This is a genomic window from Acinetobacter sp. YH12094 (genome assembly GCF_013419295.1).
Lineage (GTDB): Bacteria > Pseudomonadota > Gammaproteobacteria > Pseudomonadales > Moraxellaceae > Acinetobacter > Acinetobacter amyesii.
Genome location: NZ_VPAK01000006.1, coordinates 99,863 through 124,974, shown reverse-complemented (window position 1 = coordinate 124,974; position 25,112 = coordinate 99,863). Strand labels below are relative to the sequence as shown.

Genomic DNA, 25,112 nt, shown 5'->3' with positions numbered 1-25,112 from the left:
ATGGGTCTTGTAAAATTAATTGACTTGCCGAGTTTTGCTGATGACCGTGGTGGGTTAGTGGCTATTGAGTCCAATCAGTCCATTCCCTTTGATGTTAAGCGTTTATATTATATTTTTAATACAGTAGATAAGCCTCGTGGTTTTCACGCACATCTTAATTTAAAACAAGTGGCTATTTGTTTGAAAGGGAGTTGTCGCTTTATTTTAGATGATGGTCATGAAAAGGAAGAAATTGTATTAGATTCGCCTGCTCAGGGCTTACTTATTGAAGGTTTGATTTGGCGGGAAATGCATGATTTTTCGGAAGACTGTGTTCTACTTGTTTTGGCAAGTGAGCATTTTACTGAATCTGATTATATTCGTGATTATCAAGAATTTTTAAAAGAAGTACATAAGCCGTTTATTCATCCTTTGGCAGATGTGAAATCCCAAAAAATTGGTCAGAAAACCAAAATTTGGCAATTTAGTGTCGTTTTACAGAATGCAATGATTGGTGAGAATTGTAATATTTGTGCGCATACCCTCATTGAAAATGATGTCATCATTGGCAATAATGTCACCATAAAATCAGGTGTCTATGTATGGGATGGAATCACCTTAGAAGATAATGTCTTTATTGGGCCATGTGTGGCTTTTACCAATGACAAAAAGCCCCGCTCAAAACAGTATCCAGAAGAATTTCCTCAAACGATTGTTGAAATGGGAGCAAGTATTGGGGCCAATGCCACCATTTTGCCTGGAATTCGTATTGGTCAAAATGCACTGATTGGTGCTGGTGCAGTGGTGACTAAAGATGTGCCAGAAAATGCAATAGTCATTGGTAATCCAGCATTTATAAAAGGTTATATAGAATGATCCCTTTTCTTGATTTAAAAAGTATTAATCAGCAATATCGTGCTGAACTTGTAGAGGCTTGTAATCGTGTTATTGATTCAGGTTGGTATATTGGTGGTAAAGAGCTAGAGAGTTTTGAAAAAAACTTTGCTGAATATTGTGGTACACAGTTCGCTATTGGTGTTGCAAACGGCTTAGATGCATTGATTCTGACACTACGTGCATGGAAAGAGTTAGGCAAACTTAAAGATGGAGATGAAGTAATTGTTCCATCGAATACGTATATTGCTAGCATTCTTGCCATTACAGCAAATAACTTGACGCCAGTTTTAGTTGAGCCAAACATTTCTACCTACAATATTGATCTTATAAAAATAAAAGAAGCAATAACGGCTAAAACCAAAGTGATTTTACCTGTCCATTTATATGGTCAATTGGCTGCAATGCCAGAAATTATGCAAATTGCTAAACAACACAATTTATTGGTTTTAGAAGACTCTGCACAAAGCCACGGGGCACAAATACAAGGAAAAAAAGCAGGAAACTGGGGCGATGCTTCAGGTTTTAGTTTTTATCCTGGAAAAAATTTAGGTGCATTGGGTGATGCGGGTGCAGTTACAACTAATGATGCAGAATTAGCGACCATGTTAAAAGCATTACGTAACTATGGCTCGCATGAAAAGTATAAAAATTTAGTTCCGGGTGTGAATAGTCGATTAGATGAAATTCAAGCGGCGATGTTAGATGTTAAGCTCAAATACTTGGATCAAGAAACTCAGCATAGACGTCATATTGCGAGTTTATATTTGAATGGAATCAAAAATCCTTTAATTCAACTCCCATGGAATGGAATTAATGCTGAATCCTATGAGCAGCATGTTTGGCATTTATTTGTAATTCGCACCAATCAGCGTGAAGCACTACAAAAACATTTAAACAAGCAGGGTATACAAACGCTCATTCATTACCCGATACCACCGCATAAGCAGCAAGCATATAAGGAATGGAATGATCAAAGCTATCCATTGGCTGAAGTCATGCATCAAGAGGTGCTAAGTTTGCCTATTAGTCCTGTAATGCAGACTGAACAAGTCAAATTGGTGGTAGCAGCTATTAATTCTTTTGAGGGGTAAGCATGCTAGATTTTTTAAAGAAGCTATTGCCTACAACGTTTAAAGATTGGTTACGTCCGTTTAAGATGACGTTAGTGGATAATCCAAAAAAGAGAAAGTTGTTCTTGCATATGCAGAGAAAGCATCAAGAGCTTTTGCACCAAATAAAAGGTAAAGAGAAAATAAAAGTAGTTTTTCTAGCTATTCATAAGAGCGTTTGGAAAGTCGATCCAGTGTTTCAGAAAATGCTGAACGATCCTTTCTTTGAACCTGTAATACTTGTATGTCCTTATACAGTTTATGGGGAAGAACGTATGAAGCAGGATATGCAAGAATGTTATGAATATTTTAAAGAAAAAGGTTACCCGCTGCTTTCTTCTTATCATGCAGAAGAACAACGTTGGATCACACTTGAAGAAATACAGCCTGATATAGTGTTCTTTACCAATCCACATAATTTAACACGCAAAGAATATTATGAAGATGCGTATTTGAATTATTTGAGTTGTTATGCTGGTTATGGGATGCCTATTTCAAAATATGAAAATTATCAGGCCCAATTTAATCAGGTATTTCATAATGCGATTTGGAAAATTTTTGTCCAAACTGTTGAAATGGTCGAAAATTATAAAAATATTTCCCAGAGAGGTCGTGTTGGCATAGAGTTAGTAGGGGATTGTTTAGTTGAGCAATTAAGAGGAACAAGATTTGATCAATCAACTTGGAAGAATGCGAAGCAAAAAATAAAAATAATATATGCTCCACATCATACAATAGAGGATAATAAAATATTCTCTATTAGTACTTTTTTAGAAAATGCTTTTTTTATAAAAGAAATTGCACTTAAATATAAAGACGATATCTATTGGTCTTTTAAACCACATCCATTATTAAAAGAAAAGTTATTAATACATCCTGATTGGGGAAAGCAAAGAACTGAAGATTATTATGGTTTCTGGATAGAGTTTGAAAGTAGTCAAGTTGATGAAGGTGAGTACATAGATCTATTCAAAAATTCAGATGCTATGATTCTAGACTCTTCTTCATTCTTAGGTGAATATCTTTTTGTGGATAAGCCTATTCTATATTTATTGAAAAAAGATAGTTTAAATTACTTTAGTAGTTTTGGGCATAAGTGCTTAAGTGTAAGTAGTCAGGCATTAGGCAATAAGGAAATTGAAAACTTTATAGTTCAAATGCTAAATGATACAGATGTAAATCAGCATAAAAGATGTGTCCTGATTGATGATTATGATAGAAGTTTAGGTTATAAAATAGATACTTCTACTCGAATTTTGAAAATATTGAAGCAATAGGTAAATATAATGCAAGCTATTATTTTGGCAGCAGGTAAAGGCTCTAGACTTGGTAATTACACGAAAGAAAATACAAAGTGTATGCTAGAAGTCAATGGAGAAAAGCTTATTGATTTAAGTTTAAAAAACCTTGCGGCTATAGGTATCACAAAAGTTGTACTGGTTGTAGGATACCAAAAAGATAATTTAATAGCTTATCTTGGTAATAAAAAATTTGGTATCTCTATTACATATATAGATAATCCGATTTATGAAACTACTAATAATATTTATTCTTTATATTTAGCAAGAGAATATTTAAAGGCTGATGATACTTTATTACTTGAGAGTGATTTAATCTATGATGTCGCTATTCTTGAAGGGCTTACAGCCGATAAAAGACCATCTCTTGCAGTAGTAGATAAGTACCAAGCATGGATGGATGGTACTGTAGTTAAGTTAGACAAAAACTGTAAAATTACTAGTTTTGTTCCTAAAGCGTTTTTCGATTTTTCAGAAGTTAATCGATATTATAAAACAGTCAATATTTACAAGTTTTCAAAAGAATTTTCTGAACATACTTATGTACCATTTTTAGAAGCTTATAGCACTGCTTTAGGTAATAATGAGTATTATGAACAAGTACTTCGAGTTGTACTAGAGTTAGAAAATCAGGAGCTTGAAGCCTATCCATTAAGTACAGAGCGCTGGTATGAGATTGATGATGTACAAGACAAAGATAATGCAGAGGTGGTCTTTGCTAAAACACCAGAGTTGAAACTTGATCTTGTACAACGTCGTTACGGTGGCTATTGGAGATATCCACAGCTTGTAGATTTTTGTTATTTAGTAAATCCCTATTTCCCTGATGAAGTTTTTATAAATGAGTGTAAAGCTTACTTTCAACCTCTCATAAGTCAGTATCCTTCTGGCTCTGCAGTACAAAGTTTGTTAGCAAGTAAACTCTTTAATATTGAACCTAGTCAAATAGTAGTGACAAACGGTGCTGCAGAAACGATTAAAGTTTTAAGTACGGTATTTAAAGGTAAATTTGGTATTTTAGAGCCAACTTTTTATGAGTATATCGATGCTATTGGTCATGATCGAGTGATTAGAAAGTTAGTTAACTCAACTGATTTTAGCTATGGAATTGATCCCTTATTTGAGCTGGCAAAAGAAGTTGAAAATATAATCCTGATAAATCCTGATAATCCTAGTGGAAATTTTATCGCTAAAGCCGACGTAATCAGCCTGTTGGATTATCTTAAGGAAGAGGGTAAAAATTTAATACTCGATGAGTCGTTTATAGATTTTGCAGAGGATGGTTTTAAAGAATCCTTATTTACTCCAGATCTCATTAATAATTACAATAATTTATTTTTAATTAAATCGATTAGTAAGAGTTACGGTGTGCCAGGTGCAAGGCTTGGTGTTACAGCAAGTAGTAACACAGAAGTGATCCGTAAGATTGATAGGGAAACTAGTATTTGGAATATTAATTCATTTGGTGAGTTCTTCTTACAAATTATTGGCAAGTATACTTCAAAGTATAAAAAATCCTGTCAGAGGATCGTTGTTGAGCGTTCACGTTTTATGTCTGAAATAAAAAATATTAGTTTCCTTAAGGTATATCCATCACAGGCGAATTATTTTTTGTGTGAAGTAGTAGATAAATATACAGCTACTGAGTTGGCACAAAAATTACTTTTTGAGAGTGAGTTATTTGTTAAGGATTTAAGTGGGAAGAGAGGTTTTGAGGACAGACAGTTTTTAAGAATAGCTGTACGTGATGAGATAGATAATGATAAGCTACTTAGCGCTTTGAAGGTAATGCAATGAAAGTGATTGCAAGAAATGATATAGAAAGTTTAAATATTAATGATTTTGAAATTCTGACATGGGTAAAAGAGGCATTTGGGGTAAAAGAAGAAAGCATGTTACCTCATAAAATTAGTCAGACTTTTAATCAGGGAAGAAATTTTTATAATACTATGCCAGCAATTATTCCTAGTATTGATGCGGCAGGAGTAAAGATTGTTTCTAGGTATTCTGAACGTACACCATCCATTATGGGGGAGCTTTTATTATATAGGTATTCTAATGGTGAGCCTCTAGCTTTATTGGATGGTACTTGGATAACAGCAAAGAGAACAGGAGCAGTTGCTGCTTTGGCCGTTGAGACTTTGGCGAAAAAAAACTTTGAGACAGTCGCTATTTTGGGTTTGGGACAAACGGGGATGAGTTTTTTGGAAATGTTTTTAACTAATCCTTTAAATATTACTAAAAAAATCAAGCTTAGAAATTATAAAGATCATGCTCAGAGAGCAAAAGAAATACTACTAAGTAGAGGTGTAAAAAATATAGAAATATGTAATACCAATGAAGCCTTGATTAGGGACTCAGATGTAATAGTTTCTGCAATTACTGTTGCAGAAGAACAATTGGGAAGAGATGAATGGTTTAAAGAAGGTTGCTTAGTTGTGCCTATACATACACGTGGCTTTCAAAATTGTGATTTATTTTTTGATAAAGTTTTTGCGGATGATAAAGCACATGTTGAAGGCTTCAAGTACTTTAACAATTTCAAAAGTTTTGATGAGATAAGTTCAGTTTTGTTAGGTCTTGCAAGTGGACGAACCAACAATCATGAAAGAATTCTATCTTATAACATTGGTATTGCATTACATGACATTTATTGTGCTAAAAAGATTTACGATAGATTGTTATAAGTTATGTTACTGAAACAAAAAGCGATTAGGGGTTTTGCTTGGAGCCTTGCTGATAAGATGATTAATCAGCTTGGCTATTTAGCTGTAACTATATATCTAGCACGGCTGATTGGTCCAGAAAGTTTTGGACTTATTGGTATGCTTACAATTTTTATGCTGTTAGCGGAAAGTGTTATTAGCAATGGATTTTCTGCTGCTCTCGTACAGCGTAGTAATCAGGTGACACCAGAAGACGAAAGCACAGTGTTTTATATAAACATGGCGTGGGGTGTGGCCATGTATATTTTACTTTATTTTAGTGCCCCATTCATAGCAGATTTTTATAAGGCACCTCAACTAATCGATATATCACGGCTCCTCTTTGTGGTGATAATTATCAATTCTTTAGTTGTAGTAGTACGTGCGAAATTAACAATAAATATAGATTTTAAGAGTCAAACTATTGCTAGTACGATAGCGACTCTGCTTTCAGCAGTAGTGGGTGTTTACTTAGCACAGCGAGGCTATGACTACTGGGCATTTGTATGGATGTTGGTTATTAAATCAGCATTGAATGCGTTGTTAATTTGGTTGTTTTGTCGTTGGTTGCCGCAATTTATATTTAGTGTTGAGTCATTTAAGCGTTTATTTAAATTTGGTTCAAATTTAATGATAGCAGGATTTGTAGCGACCTTTGTGAACAATCTTTATATTGCATTGATAGGGCGTTATTTTAATGCTACGCAAGTGGGTTATTTCACTCAAGCAAATAATCTAAGTAATAACCTATACTTGATGCTTTCCTCTACTTTGCAAGGGGTTACTTATCCGATATTAACCTCTATAAAAGATGAAAGAGAGCGGCTAGTTAGTATATATAAACAGTTAATATCTATTACCCTATTGGTATCTCTTCCATTATTGGTAGGTTTGGCGGCGGTATCTGATGAGGTTGTGTTGCTGTTTTTGGGCGAGGAGTGGCTTTCAGTAGCTCCTGTGCTAAGCATACTTTGTTTTGCGCGTGCAATTACCCCTATCAGTGCGATTAATATGAATATATTGAATGCGATAGGTCGGTCAGACTTATTTTTAAAGGTGGATTTATCTAAACTCCCTATGACTCTCGCTGCCTTATTGATATCTGTCCCTTATGGTATAGAAGCAGTGGCTTGGGCTATGGTTAGTACTACAGTTATTGCCTTTTTTATTAATGCCTATTTCCCGGGAAAGCTATTTGGTTTCGGTGGTTGGTCACAACTTAAAGCTGCTGTTAAGTACATTGTTGCTGCTGCAATTATGTATGTTGCGGTGAGTTGGCTAGAGTTGGAGGTTGTACTTTGGTTAGAATTAATTGCCAAGATTTTGCTAGGATTGCTTCTTTACCCTTTGTTGCTTGTTATAATGCGTGATCAGTTTGTGATGCAATATGTAAATTTACTTATTAGCAAAGTAAGGGTTTAACGGTTAAAAATATCATTATGAATGTCAATCCATTAGTATCTATAGTTATCCCTTGCTATAACCATGAAAGTTTTGTGCAAGATAGCATTCAAAGTGTGATAGATCAAACTTATGAAAATATTGAGCTCATTATTATTGATGATGGTTCAAAAGATAGTTCAGTAGAAAAAATACAAGAAATGATTCCTGCTTGCAAACAGAGATTTGTTAGATTTGAGTTTCGATACAGACCTAATAAAGGGTTAAGTGCAACTTTGAATGAAGCTATCGAGTGGTGTCGGGGTAAGTATTACTCTGCAATTGCTTCAGATGATATGATGTGTGTAAAAAAAACACATGTGCAAGTTCAGTATCTTGAAAATAATAAAAATTGCATTGCAGTGTTTGGTGGTGTAGAACTCATCGATGAAAATAGCCAAACACTTGGAGAGCGTGTTGAAGAATCAGAATGCTATACATTTGAAGAAATCATTTTAAATAAACATGATCTTCCCGCATCAACACAATTAGCACGACTAAATATGATTAAAGAAATAGGTGGATATAATGAAAATATAAAAATTGAAGATTGGTACATGTTGCTTAAAATGACAGAAAAAAATGATGTTGAGGTCTGCTATTTGAAAGAAATATTATGTAAATATAGATTTCATGATGAAAATTTCTCAAAAAATATGAAAATTATGACAGATCAAATGGAATTAATACTAGAAGACTACCGTGAGCATGAGTTATATAAGGCTGCTTTAATTAGATTATATCGCTTAAATTTTTCTCACTATAAAATTAAAAAACAATATTTTAATTCTTTTCTTGTTTTATTGAAATTAATTAAGATTAAACTATTAGGGAAGTAGTATATTGTGAAAATTATACTAGTTGTACCTGATTTAGTGGTAGGTGGTGTGACAACTGTTGTTTTAAACATTATTAATGGATTAAAAAAACGAAACATTCAAGTGAAATTGGTTTCATTATTTGATCATTGTGAAGTGGATATTGAAAATATTGATTATCAAACGTTGGGATTACAATCTGTATTTGATATTCCTAAGTCAATAATAAAAATGAGGAAAATAATAGATTCTTTTAAGCCTGATTTAGTACATTCTCATACTTTATATAGCCATCTACTAATCTTCTTTTGTAGTTATATTAAAAAAAATTATAAACTAATTGCGAGTGATCATGGGACGTATACAGCTAAATTAAAATTTTATAAGAGAATGTATTTATTTAAATTAATGAATCCTATTGCAGACTTATTGACGAATGTTAGTAATGCTAGCTGTGAAAGCTATATTAATCAAAATATTGTCTCTCCAGATAAAATAAGAACAATATACAATGGTGTTGATATTAAGAAATATAAATACTCTGCTCAAGATAGAATAAATATACGTAGCGAATTAAAAATTAACGATCATACTAAAGTTATTGGTTTTGTTGGTAGAATATCAATAGAAAAAAATTTACCGAATTTAATTAATGCTGTTGAGTTACTGAATTTAGATTATAAATTGGTGATTATAGGTGATGGTCCGGAGTTAGTAAGTATCAGGAAATTGGTTGATAAAAAAAAACTAGGTGATTTTATCATTTTCTTAGGAGAGATTAAAAACCCAAGCTCATATTATTCAGTCTTCGATGTTTTAGTTTTAAGTAGTAATACCGAGGGTTTGCCGACTGTGATTCTTGAGGCTATTGCATCTAAATGTCTGGTTGTGGCGACCGATTGCGGTGGTGTTAAAGAAATTTTTCCAGCTAATTATAATTATATTGTACCAATATTAGATTATTTTATTTTAAGTGAAAAAATTAATGATGTTTTAAATTTAGAGAAAAATGAATTTGAAAAGGTAATTGATTGTAATTTTAAAATGCTATTATCTAATTTTTCGTTAGAAAGTAATATTTGTCAATGGTTGAATCTATATAAAGAGCTCTTCTATGGGAAGTAACAATTTAAAATTAACGAGCAAATCTTCGTTTTTTTTATTTTTATTTTGTAGTGTTTTTAGTATCAATAGTTTGCCAATTAATCCTGTTTATTTGGTAGGTTTTCCGTTGTTATTTTTGTCACTTTTTTATATTAATTTTTCAAAGATAAATCAGTACCAGCTTCTAATGTTTTTTTATTTCATAGTAAGTATGATTGGTTTTTCAATAGGTATAATAAGTTTTTCTGAAATAGATAAAAACTTGATCCTGTTATCATCAATTTTATATTGTTACTGTATTTTATTGGGTGCTCAAACTGTAAGATTGGGATTAATTACAAAAAAAATAGATAGATTGAAGGTTTATAGTTTTTTTTATAACTTTCTTATATTTTTTATGTTTTTAGATTTAATTGTTCGGATTTTAATGTCAGGAGGTTCTGGGACGTTCTATGATTTTAAATGGGGTTTATTCTATTTAGATTCTAATTTCTCAGCCTTAATAATTTTATTATTTATTATGTTTTCCGTCTTTTTAAAGGTTAACAAGATTTATGATATTGGCTTAATTAGATTTTTAATTTTGATTTTTTTGCTTATAACTACGTTTTCAAGAGCTGCAATTTTTGCTTTTTTTCTTTCATATATATTATTGAGATATACCAAAAAAATAATTTTATATTTGGCAATAGTTTTTGGGTTGGCCTTTATTTATTTATTTTATAAAATGGTTTCAATTTATCTTTCTGGAGAAAGTTTTGTTGAAATAGATGGTAGTTTTAATTCTAAATTTTATTTAATATCTGTTGCAATTGATAATTATGCAGAATTACCATTAATAAATAAGTTTTTTGGTATTGGCATGGCAAACTTCCCTTATTTTTCAGATGGTATTTTTGCACACAATATGTTGATTACTTTATTTTATGAATTTGGGTATTTTGGAATGTTATTCTTTATAATTTATATTTGTTTAAGCTATAAGATGATAGGCAAAGATATATTGTATATATTAATTCCATTCTTCATTGCTGGATTTTCACTCTTCTCAGCGTTCATGCCATTCTTTTTTATATTATTGGCTTGTATGTATGTTGAAAAAAATCACCATATGGATTAAGAAATGAGTAAATATCTAATATCTGTTATTATACCTGTTTATAATGTTGAAAAGTATATTGCTGCAGCATTGAATTCAATTTGTAATCAAACTTATAGAAACCTACAAATTATAGTTATTGATGACTGTTCAACAGATAATACCTATCAAATTGCTAAAAAAATTGCTGAATCTGATTCTAGGATCTTATTGCTAAAGAATGAAAAAAATTCAAAAATTGTTAAAACTTTAAACTATGGCCTTAAATTTGCTACTGGAGATTTTATTGCAAGAATGGATGGAGATGATATTAGTTCTCCTGAGAGATTGGAAAAGCAACTAAAATTTCTCTTAGAAAATCCAGAATATAGTTTAGTTGGCAGTCATGTAAATACTATCGATGAAAATGACGTATCAATAGGAAAGTTAGAAATGCCTATTGATCAGTCAAGTATTTCAAAAAATCTTAAATATTCATCTCCTGTATTACATATTTGGTTAGCTAAATCAGAAGTATATAAAAAATTGGAAGGTTATAGGGAAATTCCAGGCGCAGAAGATTATGATTTCTTACTAAGGATGTATACAGAAAATTTTAAATTTACTAACTTAAATAGCTTTGAATACTCTGTTCGTATAAGAGATGGAAATACTACATCTACTATTGGTTTTAATCAAAGACTGATGTCTAATTATGTGGTTAAGCTATTTATGGAGAGAAAAAAAAATGGATTTGATAGTTTTAGTTGCGAAAATGTCAATAAATTTTTGCATAAATTTTCAAGATACCAAAAAGATTTTGAAAAATCTAATGAATATTTGAGAGTTGCTTTCTCCGCTAAGTCGCAGAAAAAAACTATTAAAATGCTATTTTATGTCAGTTTGTCAGTAGTTACCTCGCGATTTCAATTTCAGTATTTATTGAAACGTTTTCTTTTTAAGCTTAACTCATTAAGGTAATTATGAAGATACTATTTATTATAAGTTCTTTAAAAAAGAGTTCTGGAAGTGAAAGAGTTGCATGTATTCTGGCTAATAAACTAGTTGAGAAATTAAACTATGATGTGACTATACTAAATAGAGATGCAAATTTTGATGAAGTAGCTTATCCTCTAGATAGTAGAGTTAAAGTCAGAAAAATATTAGGATCGCAGTTAAGCTTTTATAATTCACTTGTTCAAGAAGTGAAGAATAATAATCCTGATACTGTAGTTGTACATAATATGGGTAAGTTGTCTTTACTCTGTTCTCTAATTCCAAAAATAAATAAATTGGTTATTTTGGAGCACGTATCATTTATTAGTCGCCCAAAATTGGTTCAATTTTTAAGCAAAATCTTATATAAAAACATTCATCAAGTCGTGACTCTGACACAACGAGACAAGTTAACTTTTGATGATTTTCATTTAAACGTGACAGTTATACCAAACTTTTCCCCATTTCCCATAAAAATAAATAAAGAATTTGGCCATAAGCAAATTGTTTCAATTGGTCGACTGACCGATCAAAAAAATTATTTACACTTATTGAAAGCATGGGAAAAAATATTTCACCAATTACCCGAATGGAAATTATGCATATATGGTGAAGGTGAACATAAAGTCTTATTGGCCGATTATATTAAAGTCAATAAACTTCCAAATGTTTTTCTTAAAGGAGTAACTTCGAATGTTCAGGATGTTTATGATTCATCCGACTTTTTTGTAATGTCATCAAAATATGAAGGTTTACCTATGGTTTTAATTGAAGCTCAAAGTTTCGGTTTGCCTATTGTTTCTTACGATTGTCCTAATGGACCAAGTGATATTATTAAAGATAAAGTGAATGGTTATTTGGTTGAGGATCAAAATATTGATCAACTAGCAGATCGTATTCTTTTGCTTGCTAGTTCTCCATTGGATTTGGTTAAATTTTCACAGAATTCTTTAAAGAATGCAGAAAATTATCAACCTGAAAAAATCTTACATCTTTGGTCTGAACAAATTTTTAAAGGTTAATTGTATGTTCTCGGTTTTAATATCTATTTACTATAAAGAAAAGCCTGAACATTTTAATGCTTGTATGAAAAGTATATGGGATCAGCAAACTTTAAAACCAACAGAAATTGTTTTGGTGGAAGATGGCCCTCTAACAACTGAGCTATATGAGTCAATTGCGCTATGGTCGGCGCGTTTACAACAAACTTTACGAATAATTAAGCTTCAAGATAATGTAGGTACTGGGAAAGCAAAAAATATCGGTCTTCAAAATTGCCAATACGAAATTGTATCTATAGTTGATACTGATGATATAAGTGTATCTGATCGTTTTGAGAAACAGATTAAATGTTTTGAAGCAGACAGTGAGTTAGTCATTTTAGGGGGGCAAATTACCGAATTTGTCGATGATATAACATCCCCATCAGGTATGCGGGTTGTGCCATTAGATAACCCGGCTTTGAGACAATATGCAAAAAAGCAAAGCCCCTTTAATAACATGACTATATCTTATAGAAAGTCTAAAATTATGGAAGTGGGTGGTTATCAACATCACTTATGGATGGAAGATTACAATTTATTCCTTAGAGTCATTGCTAAAGGCTATAAAATACAGAATTTGGAGGATGTTCTTGTATATGCGCGTATTGATAATGGTATGCATGCACGCCGTAAAGGTTACGAATATATTAAAAGTGAAAAACAATTACTAAATTTAAAAAAAGAACTCAAAATTCAAAACCCAATACATGCTAATATTCTCTTCCTAATAAGGTCTGCTTTTAGGCTGATACCTAGTTCATTGCTAGGTAAAATTTATAATACTTTTCTACGAAAAAAAGTTCATAAATAAGAGTGGTAATTTTAATTATGAAACGTTTAGTTGATGTTGTCATCGCACTAATAGCACTCATCCTTTTATCACCAATTTTTTGCTTGGTTGCTTTTAAGGTCCGTAAAAACTTAGGTTCTCCAATCTTTTTTCTGCAAGAACGTCCGGGTAAAGACGGCAAACTTTTTAAAATGATTAAGTTCCGGTCGATGAAAGATGCATTTGATAAAGAAGGAAATCCTTTACCAGATGAACAGCGTATAACACCTTTTGGACAAAAACTTCGTTCTACAAGTTTAGATGAAATGCCTCAACTCATAAACGTCTTAAAAGGGGATATGAGTATTGTTGGACCACGTCCTATGCTGAAAGACTTTGTAGCATTATATTCACCAGAACAAGCACGTCGCTTGGAAGTTAAACCCGGTATGACTGGCCTAGCACAGGTAAGTGGACGAAATGAACTTGATTATGAAGAACGCTTTAAATGCGACGTTTGGTATGTAGATAACCATAATACTTTGGTTGACTTTAAAATCATGTTCAAAACAGTCGGTGTGATGACCAAACGAGAAGGTATTAATGCACCGGGTCATGTTGGTCCTTCTTTATTTCAAGGAAATGATCCTGAAAAAATTAAAGATGAAATCAAGTCATAAATTTTTATTAGTGAACTATTTGTAATGATCAAAAAAGCCATTCTCCCAGTCGCAGGCCTTGGTACACGGTTTCTACCTGCGAGTAAATCTATTCCCAAAGAAATGGTCACAGTGGTTGACCGACCAGCGATTGAATATGTAGTCAAAGAAGCAATTGCTGCTGGTATTGAACAGATTATTCTGGTTACCCATTCCTCAAAAGCATCCATTGAAAACTATTTTGATCGTAACTTTGAGCTGGAAACCACTCTAGAACATAAAAAGAAATTTGATTTACTCAAAGAAATCACTGAAATTTTACCACCACATGTCAGTGTGATTAGCGTACGTCAACCACAGCCACTTGGTTTAGGTCATGCTGTACTGTGTGCCAAAGCTGTAGTAGGTGATGATGATTTTGCTGTGCTATTACCAGATGTTCTTGTAAAAGATTCATCAGAAACCAATGATTTGAGTTTAATGATCCAACGTTTTGATGAAACCCATGCATCACAAATTATGGTTGAAGCTGTACCTGATCATCTAGTGGATCAATACGGCATTGTCGATGTTGCATCGACACCTGCAGAAGGGCATAGCATCCAAATGCAAGGGATTGTAGAAAAGCCAGCAGTCGGTTCAGCACCGTCAAATTTATCGGTAGTGGGTCGCTATATTTTACCAGCCAAAATTATGCAACTTTTAGAGCAAACGCCTAAAGGGGCAGGTAATGAGATTCAGTTGACCGATGCAATTGCAGCTTTGCAAGCGACAGATACAGTGGAAGCCTATCGCATGAAAGGTCAAACTTTTGATTGCGGCAGTAAATTGGGCTATCTCAAAGCGGTTTTACATTATGGCGTAGACCATCCAAAGTTAGGTGAGGAATTTAAAGCGCTGATCAAAGAACTAAAACTATAAAAAGAGATTAATATGAAGGTTGCAGTATTTGGACAAACACTTTTTTCAGGTGTATTTGCTGCTTTGCTAGCAGAATGCGGTCATCACGTTTTTTGGTATGAACCACTGAAAACGTATGAAAGCGAACATGTGTATATACAAGATGAAGCTGTAAAAAATCTACTCAATAAACAACAAAGTAGTTTTTTAAAATACTGCGACTTTAATGATATTCCATTAGATGCAGATGCCTATTTCTTCAGTTTTAACCCTGCCGAAGAAAAGCAATGTATTGAAATTCTTCAAAACATCAAACAACGTCCTATTATTCACCCTAAACTGATGATCAATGCGTCTACTTTAGGACTGCATGGTACAGAAAAATTTGCAAAAATTTTGCATGAAGATGAGTGGGTCTATTTACCCGACATGATTCAGGAAGGAAACGCTTTACAAAGCTTTGCCCAAGCCAAGCAGTTGATTGTTGGAACTGCATCGGATATTGCTCAAATTAAAATTAAGGAACTCTTACGCCCTTTATTCCCACGTCAGCAGCAATATTTATTTATGCCCATTTTAGATGCTGAATTTACCAAGTTGAGTATCTCTGGCATGTTGGCGACACGAATTAGTTATATCAATGACTTGGCAATGGTTGCTGAGAAATTAGGCATTGATATTGAGTCAGTTCGTCAGGGGATGGCTGCGGATAATCGTATTGGAGGATCTTATCTCTATCCGGGGGCCGGCTTTGGTGGAGAAAACTTTTCACATGATATTCAGACCTTGACGCATACGGTGTCTGGTGTGGGCGCAAATAGCCAGCTCCTTGCTCAAGTTTGGGATATTAATGAGCAGCAAAAAGAAGTTTTATTCCGTAAATTGTGGAATTATTATCATGGTGATTTAAAAGGGAAAACTGTTGCAATTTGGGGTGCTGCATTTAAGGAAAAAACCTCCAGTACGCGACAATCTCCTATTCATGCCATGTTGGCAGCACTATGGGCTCAAGGTGTAAAAGTTAAATTACACGACCCTCAAGCCTTGGATGAAATTAAAAAAATATATGGTGAGCGACCTGATCTTATATATTGCACAGAGCAATATGAGGCAGTGCAAGATGCACATGCTTTGTGTTTATTGACTGCATGGAAACAATATTGGAGTCCAAATTATACCGAATTGCTTAAAACCATGCAGCATCCGCTTATTTTGGATGGGCGCAATATTTATGATCCAGCATATGTGAAGTCTCAAGGTTTTGTATATATGGGGGTAGGACGTTAATGGCTATGAAAACTCAACCCTATATGGTCGAACATTTAGATTCAGTTTTAGGCAGTCTTCATAGTTTGAAAACTGAATTTGAAAATAAGCATTTAACAGAACTCTTTGCTGAAGACCCTCAGCGATTCGAAAAATTCTCTGTGCCTTTAGAGCCGGTGGTTTTTGATTTTAGTAAACATAGAGTCAATCAGCCCGTTGTCAAAAATCTAGTCCAGTGGGCACAGACACAAGATTTAACCTCGTGGATAAAGCGTTTATTTTCTACTGAAGAAATTAACTATACCGAACAGCGTGCAGCCATGCATTGGGCGCTACGGTTACCTAAAGATGATCAGTCTCATCCTGAATTAGCAGAACAAGTGCATACACAACTTGAGCGTATGTATGCTTTGGTAGAAAAAATTCATGCCGGCCAATGCCGCGGTGCAACGGGTGAAGTCATTCAAGACGTGGTCAATATTGGTGTCGGAGGGTCAGACTTAGGACCACTGATGGTGAGTCATGCCTTATCTGATTTCAAAAAATCCACACATAAGCCACTCGATGTACATTTTGTTTCGACCATTGATGGTAGTCAGCTTTCAGATTTATTGCATCAACTTCGCCCCGAAACCACGCTATTTATTATTTCTTCAAAATCGTTCGGGACCATTGATACCTTATCCAATGCGCAAACGGTGCGTTTATGGCTTGAAAAAGCACTTGGACAAGAATCACAAATTTTAAAACATCATTTTATTGGCGTATCAACCAAAGCAGATAAAATGACCGAATGGGGCATTGCCGCTGAAAATCAATTTTTGCTTTGGGATTGGGTCGGTGGTCGTTATTCACTCTGGTCATGCATCGGCTTACCGATTGCACTGACGATCGGGGTTCAAGGTTTTAAACAGCTATTGGCAGGTGCTCATGCCATAGACCAGCATTTTCAGATGGCACCTTTCGAACACAATATTCCTGTATTAATGGGCTTATTGGGTGCGTGGAATAATAATTTCCTTGATATTCAGACTCATGCAGTACTGCCTTATGATGGGCGTTTGAAATATTTCGCCTCTTATTTGCAGCAGTTAGAAATGGAATCGAATGGTAAATCGATTCAACGCGATGGGAAAAAAGTAGATCTAGACACTTGTCCGATTATATGGGGGGAAGTGGGACCAAATGCGCAGCATGCTTTTTATCAATTGCTGCATCAAGGTAGTCAAGCAGTGAGTTGTGATTTTATTGCGCCAGTGCAGCGCTATCAGGCACAACAATTTACCTATGTCGATAATGCAGAGGCGCTGGTGGAACAGCATCATTTGGCCTTATCCAATTGTTTGGCTCAATCGCGCTTACTGGCATTTGGTAATCAAGCTTTAAATCAACAAGAAGTACAAGATTTGCCGGAATATAAACAATATGAAGGTAATCAACCAAGTTCAACCATTTTATTGCAAGAGCTAAATCCATATAGTTTGGGCATGTTGATCGCAATGTATGAACATAAAGTTTTTGTACAGTCGGTGCTTTGGAGCATTAACCCGTTTGATCAATGGGGTGTAGAAAAAGGCAAAGAAATTGCCAATCAGCTACTTCCAATATTAAATGGTGATCGAAAGGATATTGCGGATTTAGATGGTTCAACGCAAGGCTTACTACAAATATTATTAGGAAAAACCAATGGCTAAAATTTTAGTAACAGGTGGTGCAGGTTATATTGGTTCACATACTTGTATTCAACTTTTGAGCGCAGGGCATGACGTTGTTGTACTGGACAATTTATCCAACAGTTCTGTCGAATCTTTAGCACGTGTTCAGGCACTGGTAGCTAAAAAATTAGATTTTGTTGAAGGCGATATCCTCGATCAGCAGATTTTAGATCAAATCTTTCAAGAGCATCAGATTGATGCGGTGATTCATTTTGCAGGTTTAAAAGCTGTGGGTGAAAGCCAAAAAGAGCCACTAAAATATTTTGAAAATAATATCTCGGGTTCGATTAGTTTGGTCAAAGCCATGGAACGTGCTCAAGTGTTTAAGCTGGTGTTTAGTTCATCTGCGACGGTTTATGATGAAGCCAATGTATCGCCATTAAATGAAGACATGCCTACAGGTATGCCAAGCAACAACTATGGCTACACCAAATTGATTGTTGAGCAGTTGTTGGAAAAACTCTCGGTTGCAGATGAGCGCTGGTCGATTGCATTGCTGCGTTATTTTAACCCGGTGGGTGCACATAAAAGCGGTCAAATTGGTGAAGACCCACAAGGGATTCCGAATAACTTAATGCCTTATGTCACTCAAGTGGCAGTCGGCCGTCGTGATAAGTTGTCAATTTTTGGCAATGATTATGACACGGTAGATGGTACAGGTGTGCGTGATTATATCCATGTGGTCGATTTGGCGAATGCACATTTATGCGCATTGAATCATCGTTTAAAAACGCAAGGATGCCGTGCTTGGAATATTGGTACAGGCAATGGGATTTCAGTAAAACAAATTCGGGATACTTTTGAGAAGGTAAATGGTGTTGAGATACCATTTGAATATGTACCTCGTCGAGAAGGTGATGTTGCAACCTCATTTGCTGATAATGCGCGTGCAATTGCGGAGTTAGATTGGCAGCCTCAATATGGTTTAGAAGATATGTTGAAGGATAGCTGGAACTGGCAAAAGCAAAATCCAAATGGATACAACTAAGATTTAAATTTAGTGTGTAAATTCATTAAAGACAGTATGGCAAATTTTGTATTTGCCATACTTCTAACTATTTAACTTAAGTATTGAATCATGTATGGATTGTGCAAAAATGATGATAGATCTTATCTTTTATTTGAAAAAAATCGTTATCATATGTGAAAGATAAATTGATTGAAATAATATATGAAATATCAAACCCTTAGAGTTCTATCACTTGCGATTTTTTCTTCTCTAGCTCTGCCGGTTTACGCTCAAGGGATCATTTTGAATAATAATGATCTACGTACAGATCTAAATTGGCTAAACCAACAAGGTGTGATCCAAATCAGTACCTCGACTTGGCCATTGAGTGGTGAAGAAATTCAGCGTGCATTATCTACTGCGAAAATTGAAAATAATGCTCAGCAGAAAGTTGTCAATTCGGTTATGGCAAATTTAGAAGCAGAAAATACCTCTATTAAGCTCGATTTATTTGCTGAAACAGATCCACAAAACATCCCGCAAAAATTTGCAGATGAGCAAAAATCGCAATATCAAGCGGCCCTTGAATTGAATGCAGGTGGAACGCAGTGGGATGCAAGACTGCGAGTCAATGCTGAAAAAGATCCAATCATTGACCATGGACATGATGTCAATTTAGAAGGTTCTTATATTGCAGGAAAATTGTGGAATCAATGGTTGATTGCGGGACAAATCCCAACCTATTGGGGACCTGGACATGAAGGAAGCCTAATCCGTGGTGATGCGAGTCGCCCTGTTTATGGTTTTACTATGCAAAGAGCAGAACAACAGGCCTTTGAAACAAAGTTGCTGTCATGGATTGGACCTTGGCAATATCAAGCTTTTGCAGGTCAATTAGATGATTACGATGCAATTCCCGATGCCAAATTATTAGGATTTCGTTTAACTGCACAGCCATTGCCGTACTTGGAGCTTGGTGCTTCTCGAATTCTTCAATGGGGAGGTGAGGGGCGCTCAGAAAGTTTTGACTCATTATGGAATGCAATTAAAGGTAATGACAACTTTTATGATGGCGATCTAGATAAGTCTAATCAAATTGCAGGTTTTGATGCACGCCTTAATTTAAACCACTGGAGTGGTGTCCCGATTAGCCTTTATGGGCAATATGTAGGTGAAGATGAAGCTGGGCTTCTTCCTTCAAAAAAAATGTATTTAGCAGGGGTAGATTATTCTTCACAATTGAATAATTTACCTTTGCAGGTGTATGCGGAATGGGCTGATACTCGAACCAATGGCGACGTACAAGGTATTTCCTATAATCACTATATTTATAAAGATGGTTATTACCAACACGGCTTCCCGTTAGGGCATGCCATGGGTGGGGATGGTCAAATGCTAAGTCTTGGTGGAGATATTCGCTTTGATGTTATGAATCGCTTAAATGGTCGAGTAATGATGGCCAAAGTGAATCAGTCAAATTCAATAAATAATCATGCATTTGCGCAAAAAGATGAAATTAAAGCTTTAGATCTTACTTGGACACATTACTTAAAACCAAATGCGCCATTGAAGCTGAATGGATGGGTGAGTGATTCTGATGTCTATGGTCAAGATGCGGGAGTGTCTATCGGAGTCGAAATTCCATTGGATCGTTCATTATTTTAATCAGTTGTCAGCTTAAATAGAATTTCTTTCTAGTTGAGCTAAGAAAAAAACCATTCAACTTAATGAATAAGTTGAATGGTTTTTTTTATTGGAATGCAGAACAATACTAACCTTGAATCAGCTGTGTTAATTCATCCACATAGTCTTGCATCGGTTTCGGATTTTGATCTTTTCGGCTTTCAATATTTAAACGTAAAAGTGGTTCAGTATTCGATGCTCGAACATTGAGACGCCATGCACCAAAATTCAGACTGACACCATCCGTTTCATCAATTGCAGGATTTTGATTGGCAAAGTGATCAAAAATCTTTTGAATGGTGGCTTGAGTATCCGCAACTTTAAAATTGATTTCACCCGAACAAGGGAACTTTTCAATCATACCTTCAACCAGTGAAGACAATGTTTGCTGGGTTTCTGAGAGTACAGAAATTGCCAATAACCAAGGAATCATACCACTGTCACAGTAAGCAAAATCACGGAAGTAATGATGTGCTGACATTTCACCGCCATACACTGCATTGTGCTCACGCATTTTTTCTTTAATGTATGAATGCCCTGATTTAGACTGAATCGCTTCACCTTGGTATTGTTCAATGACATCAAAGGTATTCCATACAAGACGTGGGTCATGCACAATTTTTTCACCAGCTTGTTTCAGTAAGAACGCTTGTGCCAATAGACCGACAATATAATAGCCTTCAATGAATTGACCTTTTTCATCAAATAAGAAGCAGCGGTCAAAGTCACCATCCCACGCGATACCCATATCTGCATGATGGTCAATCACCGCATTACGGGTGCTGTCACGGTTTTCAACTAAAATCGGGTTGGGAATACCATTCGGGAAAGTACCATCAGCATCATTGTGAATTTTCACAAATTCAACAGGAATGTTAAGTTGTTTGAACTTTACTTCAATGGCATCGACCACATGGCCCGCAGCACCATTACCAGCATTCATGACTAATTTGAGTGGGCGAATTTTGGCAGGATCAATATAAGACATTAAATGATCAATATATTCAGGAAGAATATTGTATTTTTCAGTTTTGCCTTTAGTGATAACTTCATTAAAGTTGCCTGATTCAGCCAATAAGCGAATTTCTTTTAACCCTGAATCGGCTCCAATCGGACGTGCATTTTCGCGGACCAATTTCATGCCGTTATAGTCCATCGGGTTGTGGCTTGCCGTGATTTCGATCCCACCTTGAACATCTAGATGAAAGGCACCGAAATAGACTTCTTCAGTCCCCGTCATACCTAAATCTAATACATCAACACCCGCATCATTCAGACCTTTGATGGTGGCTTGTTTTAAATCTTCACTGCTGAGACGGATGTCGCAGCCCACAACCACTGTTTTAGGTTGATAAATTTGCCCATAGGCACGGCCAATTTTATAAGCAATCTCTTCATTGAGTTCTGTACCAAGTTTGCCTCGAATATCGTAGGCTTTAAAACAAGTGAGTTGTGTCATCTGAATTCTCGAAATAATTCCTGAGTAGTGAGGGAAATGTGATTATAGAAGGAAAATAGCTTCTATATGCCATGTTACTGTTTAACTTTTATATCGATTTTGCTTTTGCTAAGATCCGTTGAGCCCAGTCAACATAATAATTTACATCGTCTAGTTGTTCCTTTTTTGAAGGATGATTAATTGTAGTAAAGGCGGTAATACCTCTTACTTCAGATATAAACTTTTTAGGCCAACTGAGTGATTGAGAAAGTATTGAATTGTTTAATTTTTCGAAATCTATCTCAATTAATAATTGAGTTTTTTCTTCATATCGGAGTAATAGTGTAGAGATGTTCTTTTTTCCATCTGATGTATCAATTTCACATAGATAGAATTGTTCATCATTTTTTGTGTTTATAATTCTATAGACATAAAAGTATCGTAGTTGATTGGCGTTAGAAAACTTGTGGCCTCGGAAACGTTTATATTTTTTAAACGGTGAATTCTTAATTTCTTTGATTTCATATCCTTTTTGTTCAATTTTGTCCAATACCTTAATCAAGTCTTTATGAGTGACTCGCTCTAGTTGAATATCTGATTCTGTTGTAACTCCAGGCAGAGTACCCTCTATATCTCCTTCTCCGCCAGCAAATCCTTCTTCTTGATTTTGGTCTTTATCCATCTGCTTTCGTCTTTGCCGTATGGTAGTTTCGGAAGGGGGCGTCTCTAAAGAAATTTTTAATTCTTCTATCGTATAAATTTTTCCTGGGAGGTTTCTTAGTTTGGCTATTAGTTTATCGATATCTGCATCAGCTTTTTGATTTAATTTTTCTCTAGGTGGACATGTTGGTGTTGACTGCTTGGGATTTTGTCCTTGAGCATTTTTTATTTGTTGTATAATCTTTTTTGAAGTGAAATGAAATTGAATAGGGCGGTTGATAGCTGTATCAAGATTTTTGAAAGACGTGATGCGCTCAATTCTGTAAATACCTGTTTTTTTATTAAAAATACCCTCTACTGTTAGGTTAATATTTTTGATATTAGGAGCTTCCATATCAAAATTAAAGCTTTTAACACCTTTTTGATCAACAATTGTTTTTTGATAAATACTAAGGAAGGCCTTATTTAAGTCCGGCTGTAATAAAATTAAAGCTAGCTTCTTTAAAAAATGAGGATCAGAGATATCAGCTCTCATAATTTTTTTGTTTTGCGCAATATTAATATGTATAGCATTTTCATCATTCATATCCACTAAAATATCTGTTGAATAATTTTCTGCAAAAAGTGCTGCACGTAAAAGATAGGGGTGTGAAAAAAATAGATCCCGAGCAAGAATAAGCTTAGGTAAAAGAATTGTCATATTTTTCTTTAATATGGGTGAATCATAATTAAACTCAAAGTATAACTGACCGTTATGCGTTTTTTGATAATTGTTCTTGGATAAATCTAAAACGTTGAGCGCTGAAAAATCCACTGATTTCAGGGTGTGGTTAAATAATTTCTGTGGATCAGGATTGGCAATTGGAGTTTTATGGTAATAAAGAAGAATACTTTCAATTGGCAATTTAAGATGAATATACCGTTTAATAAGAGGGTTAAATAAACAAGTATCAATATCAAACCGAGTTTGACCATGTCGACTAATTTTTTTCGCAGTATAATAAATCATATCTTTCGGTAAATATTCGATCAGACAATCACTCATTTTTAATTTCACCCCCAAATACTATTAAAAAATCTACGAGCTTCTGGCGTTAATCGTTCAGGGCTTAATCCGGATAGTCGAAGAAAAACACTCGGTGGATAGAACTGATTTTCAGTGTATTGGCGAATAAATGTTCGTGTAAGACGGCGTATTTGATAACAATCTGCAGACTCAGCGTAACGCTCTAGAAAGGCGGTGGTGAGTGGTAAAAACCTCCAGTTTTTTTCAATCATACTTACCGAGCCAAGTTGCTTAATAAAAAACTTTTTTGTCCATTGTGGAGAGTCGAGATCTTCTAATAATTGATCCCGGATTTTGATGAGTTGTTTAATCAATTGTTGATCTCGCTTTTTCCAATCTACACGTGGCTTGGGAATGGCTGAAGGTAATACCACAGCAGATTTATTTGTCAGTAATAGCCAGTTCTTATGATTACGATATAACCGAGCGTAAAGTGCAGGATCACATTGACGTGCCTGCTTAACAGAATTTTTCTGAATTAATTTTGTCCATTGTTTTTGATCTTCAGATAATATCATATCTATTTTATTATTAACCCATACAGGGGGAGCTTCGTGCTGCTGATCTAAGTTTGTTTTTTCTATAGATGCTAAGCTAACATATTGCTTATATGTTTCAATTGGTTTTTGCTCTGGAACCAGCGATTTTAATACAATGCAATGCTCAAGATAAGAAAATGCTTTACGATGTTTCCTGCACATATTTTTGAGCCAGCAGTTCTCAGAAAGAAGATCATCTAAATGATAGTATTTAAGAAAGCTTTCGCCCCAGTAATCTAAGACAAGGTGACGAATTTTTTCGTAGTTGATATTTTTTTGACCTGACAGTAAGCCTCTGTCTTTCAATAGATTGAAGTAGGCATTTGATAAAATCGAAACATCTTGTACTGCAATATGGCTAGATTGAATAAGTAGATCCTCGATTATTTTTGCTAACTCTAGATGACGCTTTAAGTCTTGTGAATTAATAAAAAGTTGTGAGGAGTCAATAAGGACATTTAAATGAGCATTATAAAATCTTCGGTCTAGCCCATTGCAAGGAACAGAGCTGACAAAAAGGGCAGATTCATGCTTTATGCAATATTCATATCCTGTAATCTGCCAGCTGCGTTTCCAGTAAACTTCACCATATTGCTCCATCTGTTCTTGCCAGCAATGAGGGCAGAACCGAAAAAAATTTACAGATTTGATTCGTGACGCATTTTTTCCCAACTTGGTATGTAATGATTGATACTGTTCACCCTGTAATACATGTACAGCATAACGCATCACTGTATCAGGTTGAAATGGTTGATAAATTGGTAATAAGGTGTGGTGGTTGATTAAATAGAGTGCATCATAGCAATCGGGTAAATAACTAGCCAATTTTCCTATATGAGATGGTAAATCGTAAGTTGGCGTCAAATTTCTATTATTGAATAATTCTTCAGTAAGGTATTTGGGACTTAAAATTCCATTGTGAATAGCATAACGTGCAATCACGCTGTAAATTAACTCATCTGGATATGGTATTGGAAAATTTGAAATCATAATACACTTAC

General features: G+C 34.6%; 21 protein-coding genes. 18 read left to right on the top strand and 3 right to left on the bottom strand.

Annotation, left to right across the window (positions count from 1 at the left end):
- From FTU34_RS06785 to FTU34_RS06700, 18 genes are all read left to right on the top strand, one after another.
- On the top strand, window positions 1-855 hold the full coding sequence (locus FTU34_RS06785) for a WxcM-like domain-containing protein (protein ID WP_180035077.1): 855 nt from the start codon (window positions 1-3) through the stop codon (window positions 853-855).
- Window positions 852-1,967 carry a DegT/DnrJ/EryC1/StrS aminotransferase family protein gene (locus FTU34_RS06780; RefSeq protein WP_180035078.1) on the top strand — a complete coding sequence of 372 codons (1,116 nt, stop codon included), beginning with the start codon at window positions 852-854 and terminating at the stop codon, window positions 1,965-1,967. Before FTU34_RS06785 ends, FTU34_RS06780 begins: the two co-directional genes overlap by 4 nt.
- 2 nt (window positions 1,968-1,969) lie before the next feature.
- Window positions 1,970-3,262: a CDP-glycerol glycerophosphotransferase family protein gene (locus FTU34_RS06775; protein WP_180035079.1), complete on the top strand. Its 1,293-nt coding sequence runs from the start codon at window positions 1,970-1,972 to the stop codon at window positions 3,260-3,262.
- 9 nt (window positions 3,263-3,271) lie between these two features.
- On the top strand, window positions 3,272-5,080 hold the full coding sequence (locus FTU34_RS06770; protein ID WP_180035080.1) for an aminotransferase class I/II-fold pyridoxal phosphate-dependent enzyme: 1,809 nt from the start codon (window positions 3,272-3,274) through the stop codon (window positions 5,078-5,080).
- A complete protein-coding gene (locus tag FTU34_RS06765) occupies window positions 5,077-5,970 on the top strand; it encodes an ornithine cyclodeaminase family protein (protein ID WP_180035081.1) in 894 nt (297 codons plus the stop codon). The genes FTU34_RS06770 and FTU34_RS06765 overlap by 4 nt, the downstream gene beginning before the upstream one ends.
- A 3-nt stretch (window positions 5,971-5,973) precedes the next feature.
- Complete coding sequence (locus FTU34_RS06760) at window positions 5,974-7,410, top strand: lipopolysaccharide biosynthesis protein (protein WP_180035082.1); 1,437 nt, start codon at window positions 5,974-5,976, stop codon at window positions 7,408-7,410.
- A 17-nt stretch (window positions 7,411-7,427) separates the two neighbouring features.
- Window positions 7,428-8,267 carry a glycosyltransferase gene (locus FTU34_RS06755; RefSeq protein ID WP_180035083.1) on the top strand — a complete coding sequence of 280 codons (840 nt, stop codon included), beginning with the start codon at window positions 7,428-7,430 and terminating at the stop codon, window positions 8,265-8,267.
- A gap of 6 nt (window positions 8,268-8,273) precedes the next feature.
- A complete protein-coding gene (locus FTU34_RS06750; protein ID WP_180035084.1) occupies window positions 8,274-9,371 on the top strand; it encodes a glycosyltransferase in 1,098 nt (365 codons plus the stop codon).
- A complete protein-coding gene (locus FTU34_RS06745; RefSeq protein ID WP_180035085.1) occupies window positions 9,361-10,470 on the top strand; it encodes an O-antigen polymerase in 1,110 nt (369 codons plus the stop codon). Before FTU34_RS06750 ends, FTU34_RS06745 begins: the two co-directional genes overlap by 11 nt.
- Window positions 10,471-10,473: 3 nt before the next feature.
- Window positions 10,474-11,409: a glycosyltransferase family 2 protein gene (locus tag FTU34_RS06740; RefSeq protein WP_180035086.1), complete on the top strand. Its 936-nt coding sequence runs from the start codon at window positions 10,474-10,476 to the stop codon at window positions 11,407-11,409.
- A 2-nt stretch (window positions 11,410-11,411) separates the two neighbouring features.
- Complete coding sequence (locus FTU34_RS06735; protein WP_180035087.1) at window positions 11,412-12,446, top strand: glycosyltransferase family 4 protein; 1,035 nt, start codon at window positions 11,412-11,414, stop codon at window positions 12,444-12,446.
- Window positions 12,447-12,450: 4 nt separating this feature from the next.
- Window positions 12,451-13,278 carry a glycosyltransferase gene (locus FTU34_RS06730; protein WP_180035088.1) on the top strand — a complete coding sequence of 276 codons (828 nt, stop codon included), beginning with the start codon at window positions 12,451-12,453 and terminating at the stop codon, window positions 13,276-13,278.
- Window positions 13,279-13,295: 17 nt separating this feature from the next.
- The gene (locus FTU34_RS06725) at window positions 13,296-13,916 is read left to right on the top strand and encodes a sugar transferase (RefSeq protein WP_180035089.1); all 621 of its coding nucleotides are present in this window, start codon (window positions 13,296-13,298) and stop codon (window positions 13,914-13,916) included.
- A 24-nt stretch (window positions 13,917-13,940) separates the two neighbouring features.
- A complete protein-coding gene (galU, locus tag FTU34_RS06720; RefSeq protein ID WP_180035090.1) occupies window positions 13,941-14,816 on the top strand; it encodes a UTP--glucose-1-phosphate uridylyltransferase GalU in 876 nt (291 codons plus the stop codon).
- Window positions 14,817-14,828: 12 nt separating this feature from the next.
- A complete protein-coding gene (locus tag FTU34_RS06715) occupies window positions 14,829-16,082 on the top strand; it encodes a nucleotide sugar dehydrogenase (RefSeq protein ID WP_180035091.1) in 1,254 nt (417 codons plus the stop codon).
- A 5-nt stretch (window positions 16,083-16,087) separates the two neighbouring features.
- Window positions 16,088-17,755, top strand: coding sequence for a glucose-6-phosphate isomerase (pgi, locus tag FTU34_RS06710; RefSeq protein WP_373686482.1), 1,668 nt, complete (start codon window positions 16,088-16,090; stop codon window positions 17,753-17,755).
- The gene (galE, locus tag FTU34_RS06705) at window positions 17,748-18,764 is read left to right on the top strand and encodes a UDP-glucose 4-epimerase GalE (protein ID WP_180035093.1); all 1,017 of its coding nucleotides are present in this window, start codon (window positions 17,748-17,750) and stop codon (window positions 18,762-18,764) included. Before pgi ends, galE begins: the two co-directional genes overlap by 8 nt.
- Before the next feature lie 183 nt (window positions 18,765-18,947).
- Window positions 18,948-20,390 carry a capsule assembly Wzi family protein gene (locus FTU34_RS06700; RefSeq protein ID WP_180035094.1) on the top strand — a complete coding sequence of 481 codons (1,443 nt, stop codon included), beginning with the start codon at window positions 18,948-18,950 and terminating at the stop codon, window positions 20,388-20,390.
- 106 nt (window positions 20,391-20,496) lie between these two features.
- Here the strand turns inward: FTU34_RS06700 and FTU34_RS06695 are convergent, their stop codons facing one another.
- The 3 genes from FTU34_RS06695 to FTU34_RS06685 form a co-directional block, all read right to left on the bottom strand.
- Window positions 20,497-21,867, bottom strand: a complete 1,371-nt coding sequence (locus FTU34_RS06695) for a phosphomannomutase CpsG (RefSeq protein ID WP_180035095.1) — start codon at window positions 21,865-21,867, stop codon at window positions 20,497-20,499.
- Window positions 21,868-21,955: 88 nt separating this feature from the next.
- Window positions 21,956-23,551 carry a Tn7-like element transposition protein TnsE gene (locus FTU34_RS06690; RefSeq protein ID WP_026056512.1) on the bottom strand — a complete coding sequence of 532 codons (1,596 nt, stop codon included), beginning with the start codon at window positions 23,549-23,551 and terminating at the stop codon, window positions 21,956-21,958.
- A gap of 8 nt (window positions 23,552-23,559) precedes the next feature.
- Window positions 23,560-25,101, bottom strand: a complete 1,542-nt coding sequence (locus tag FTU34_RS06685) for a TnsD family Tn7-like transposition protein (RefSeq protein ID WP_180035096.1) — start codon at window positions 25,099-25,101, stop codon at window positions 23,560-23,562.
- Window positions 25,102-25,112 lie beyond the last annotated feature (11 nt).

Excerpts from the sequence above, each read along its gene's own strand:
- FTU34_RS06735 (WP_180035087.1), top strand. The coding sequence starts at position 11,412 with ATGAAGATACTATTTATTATAAGTTCTTTAAAAAAGAGTTCTGGAAGT.
- galU (WP_180035090.1), top strand. The coding sequence starts at position 13,941 with ATGATCAAAAAAGCCATTCTCCCAGTCGCAGGCCTTGGTACACGGTTT.
- pgi (WP_373686482.1), top strand. The coding sequence starts at position 16,088 with ATGAAAACTCAACCCTATATGGTCGAACATTTAGATTCAGTTTTAGGC.
- FTU34_RS06775 (WP_180035079.1), top strand. The coding sequence starts at position 1,970 with ATGCTAGATTTTTTAAAGAAGCTATTGCCTACAACGTTTAAAGATTGG.
- FTU34_RS06765 (WP_180035081.1), top strand. The coding sequence starts at position 5,077 with ATGAAAGTGATTGCAAGAAATGATATAGAAAGTTTAAATATTAATGAT.
- FTU34_RS06770 (WP_180035080.1), top strand. The coding sequence starts at position 3,272 with ATGCAAGCTATTATTTTGGCAGCAGGTAAAGGCTCTAGACTTGGTAAT.
- FTU34_RS06755 (WP_180035083.1), top strand. The coding sequence starts at position 7,428 with ATGAATGTCAATCCATTAGTATCTATAGTTATCCCTTGCTATAACCAT.
- FTU34_RS06745 (WP_180035085.1), top strand. The coding sequence starts at position 9,361 with ATGGGAAGTAACAATTTAAAATTAACGAGCAAATCTTCGTTTTTTTTA.
- FTU34_RS06740 (WP_180035086.1), top strand. The coding sequence starts at position 10,474 with ATGAGTAAATATCTAATATCTGTTATTATACCTGTTTATAATGTTGAA.
- FTU34_RS06700 (WP_180035094.1), top strand. The coding sequence starts at position 18,948 with ATGAAATATCAAACCCTTAGAGTTCTATCACTTGCGATTTTTTCTTCT.
- FTU34_RS06730 (WP_180035088.1), top strand. The coding sequence starts at position 12,451 with ATGTTCTCGGTTTTAATATCTATTTACTATAAAGAAAAGCCTGAACAT.
- FTU34_RS06760 (WP_180035082.1), top strand. The coding sequence starts at position 5,974 with ATGTTACTGAAACAAAAAGCGATTAGGGGTTTTGCTTGGAGCCTTGCT.
- FTU34_RS06685 (WP_180035096.1), bottom strand. The coding sequence starts at position 25,101 with ATGATTTCAAATTTTCCAATACCATATCCAGATGAGTTAATTTACAGC.
- FTU34_RS06715 (WP_180035091.1), top strand. The coding sequence starts at position 14,829 with ATGAAGGTTGCAGTATTTGGACAAACACTTTTTTCAGGTGTATTTGCT.
- FTU34_RS06725 (WP_180035089.1), top strand. The coding sequence starts at position 13,296 with ATGAAACGTTTAGTTGATGTTGTCATCGCACTAATAGCACTCATCCTT.
- FTU34_RS06695 (WP_180035095.1), bottom strand. The coding sequence starts at position 21,867 with ATGACACAACTCACTTGTTTTAAAGCCTACGATATTCGAGGCAAACTT.
- FTU34_RS06690 (WP_026056512.1), bottom strand. The coding sequence starts at position 23,551 with ATGAGTGATTGTCTGATCGAATATTTACCGAAAGATATGATTTATTAT.
- FTU34_RS06785 (WP_180035077.1), top strand. The coding sequence starts at position 1 with ATGGGTCTTGTAAAATTAATTGACTTGCCGAGTTTTGCTGATGACCGT.
- galE (WP_180035093.1), top strand. The coding sequence starts at position 17,748 with ATGGCTAAAATTTTAGTAACAGGTGGTGCAGGTTATATTGGTTCACAT.
- FTU34_RS06780 (WP_180035078.1), top strand. The coding sequence starts at position 852 with ATGATCCCTTTTCTTGATTTAAAAAGTATTAATCAGCAATATCGTGCT.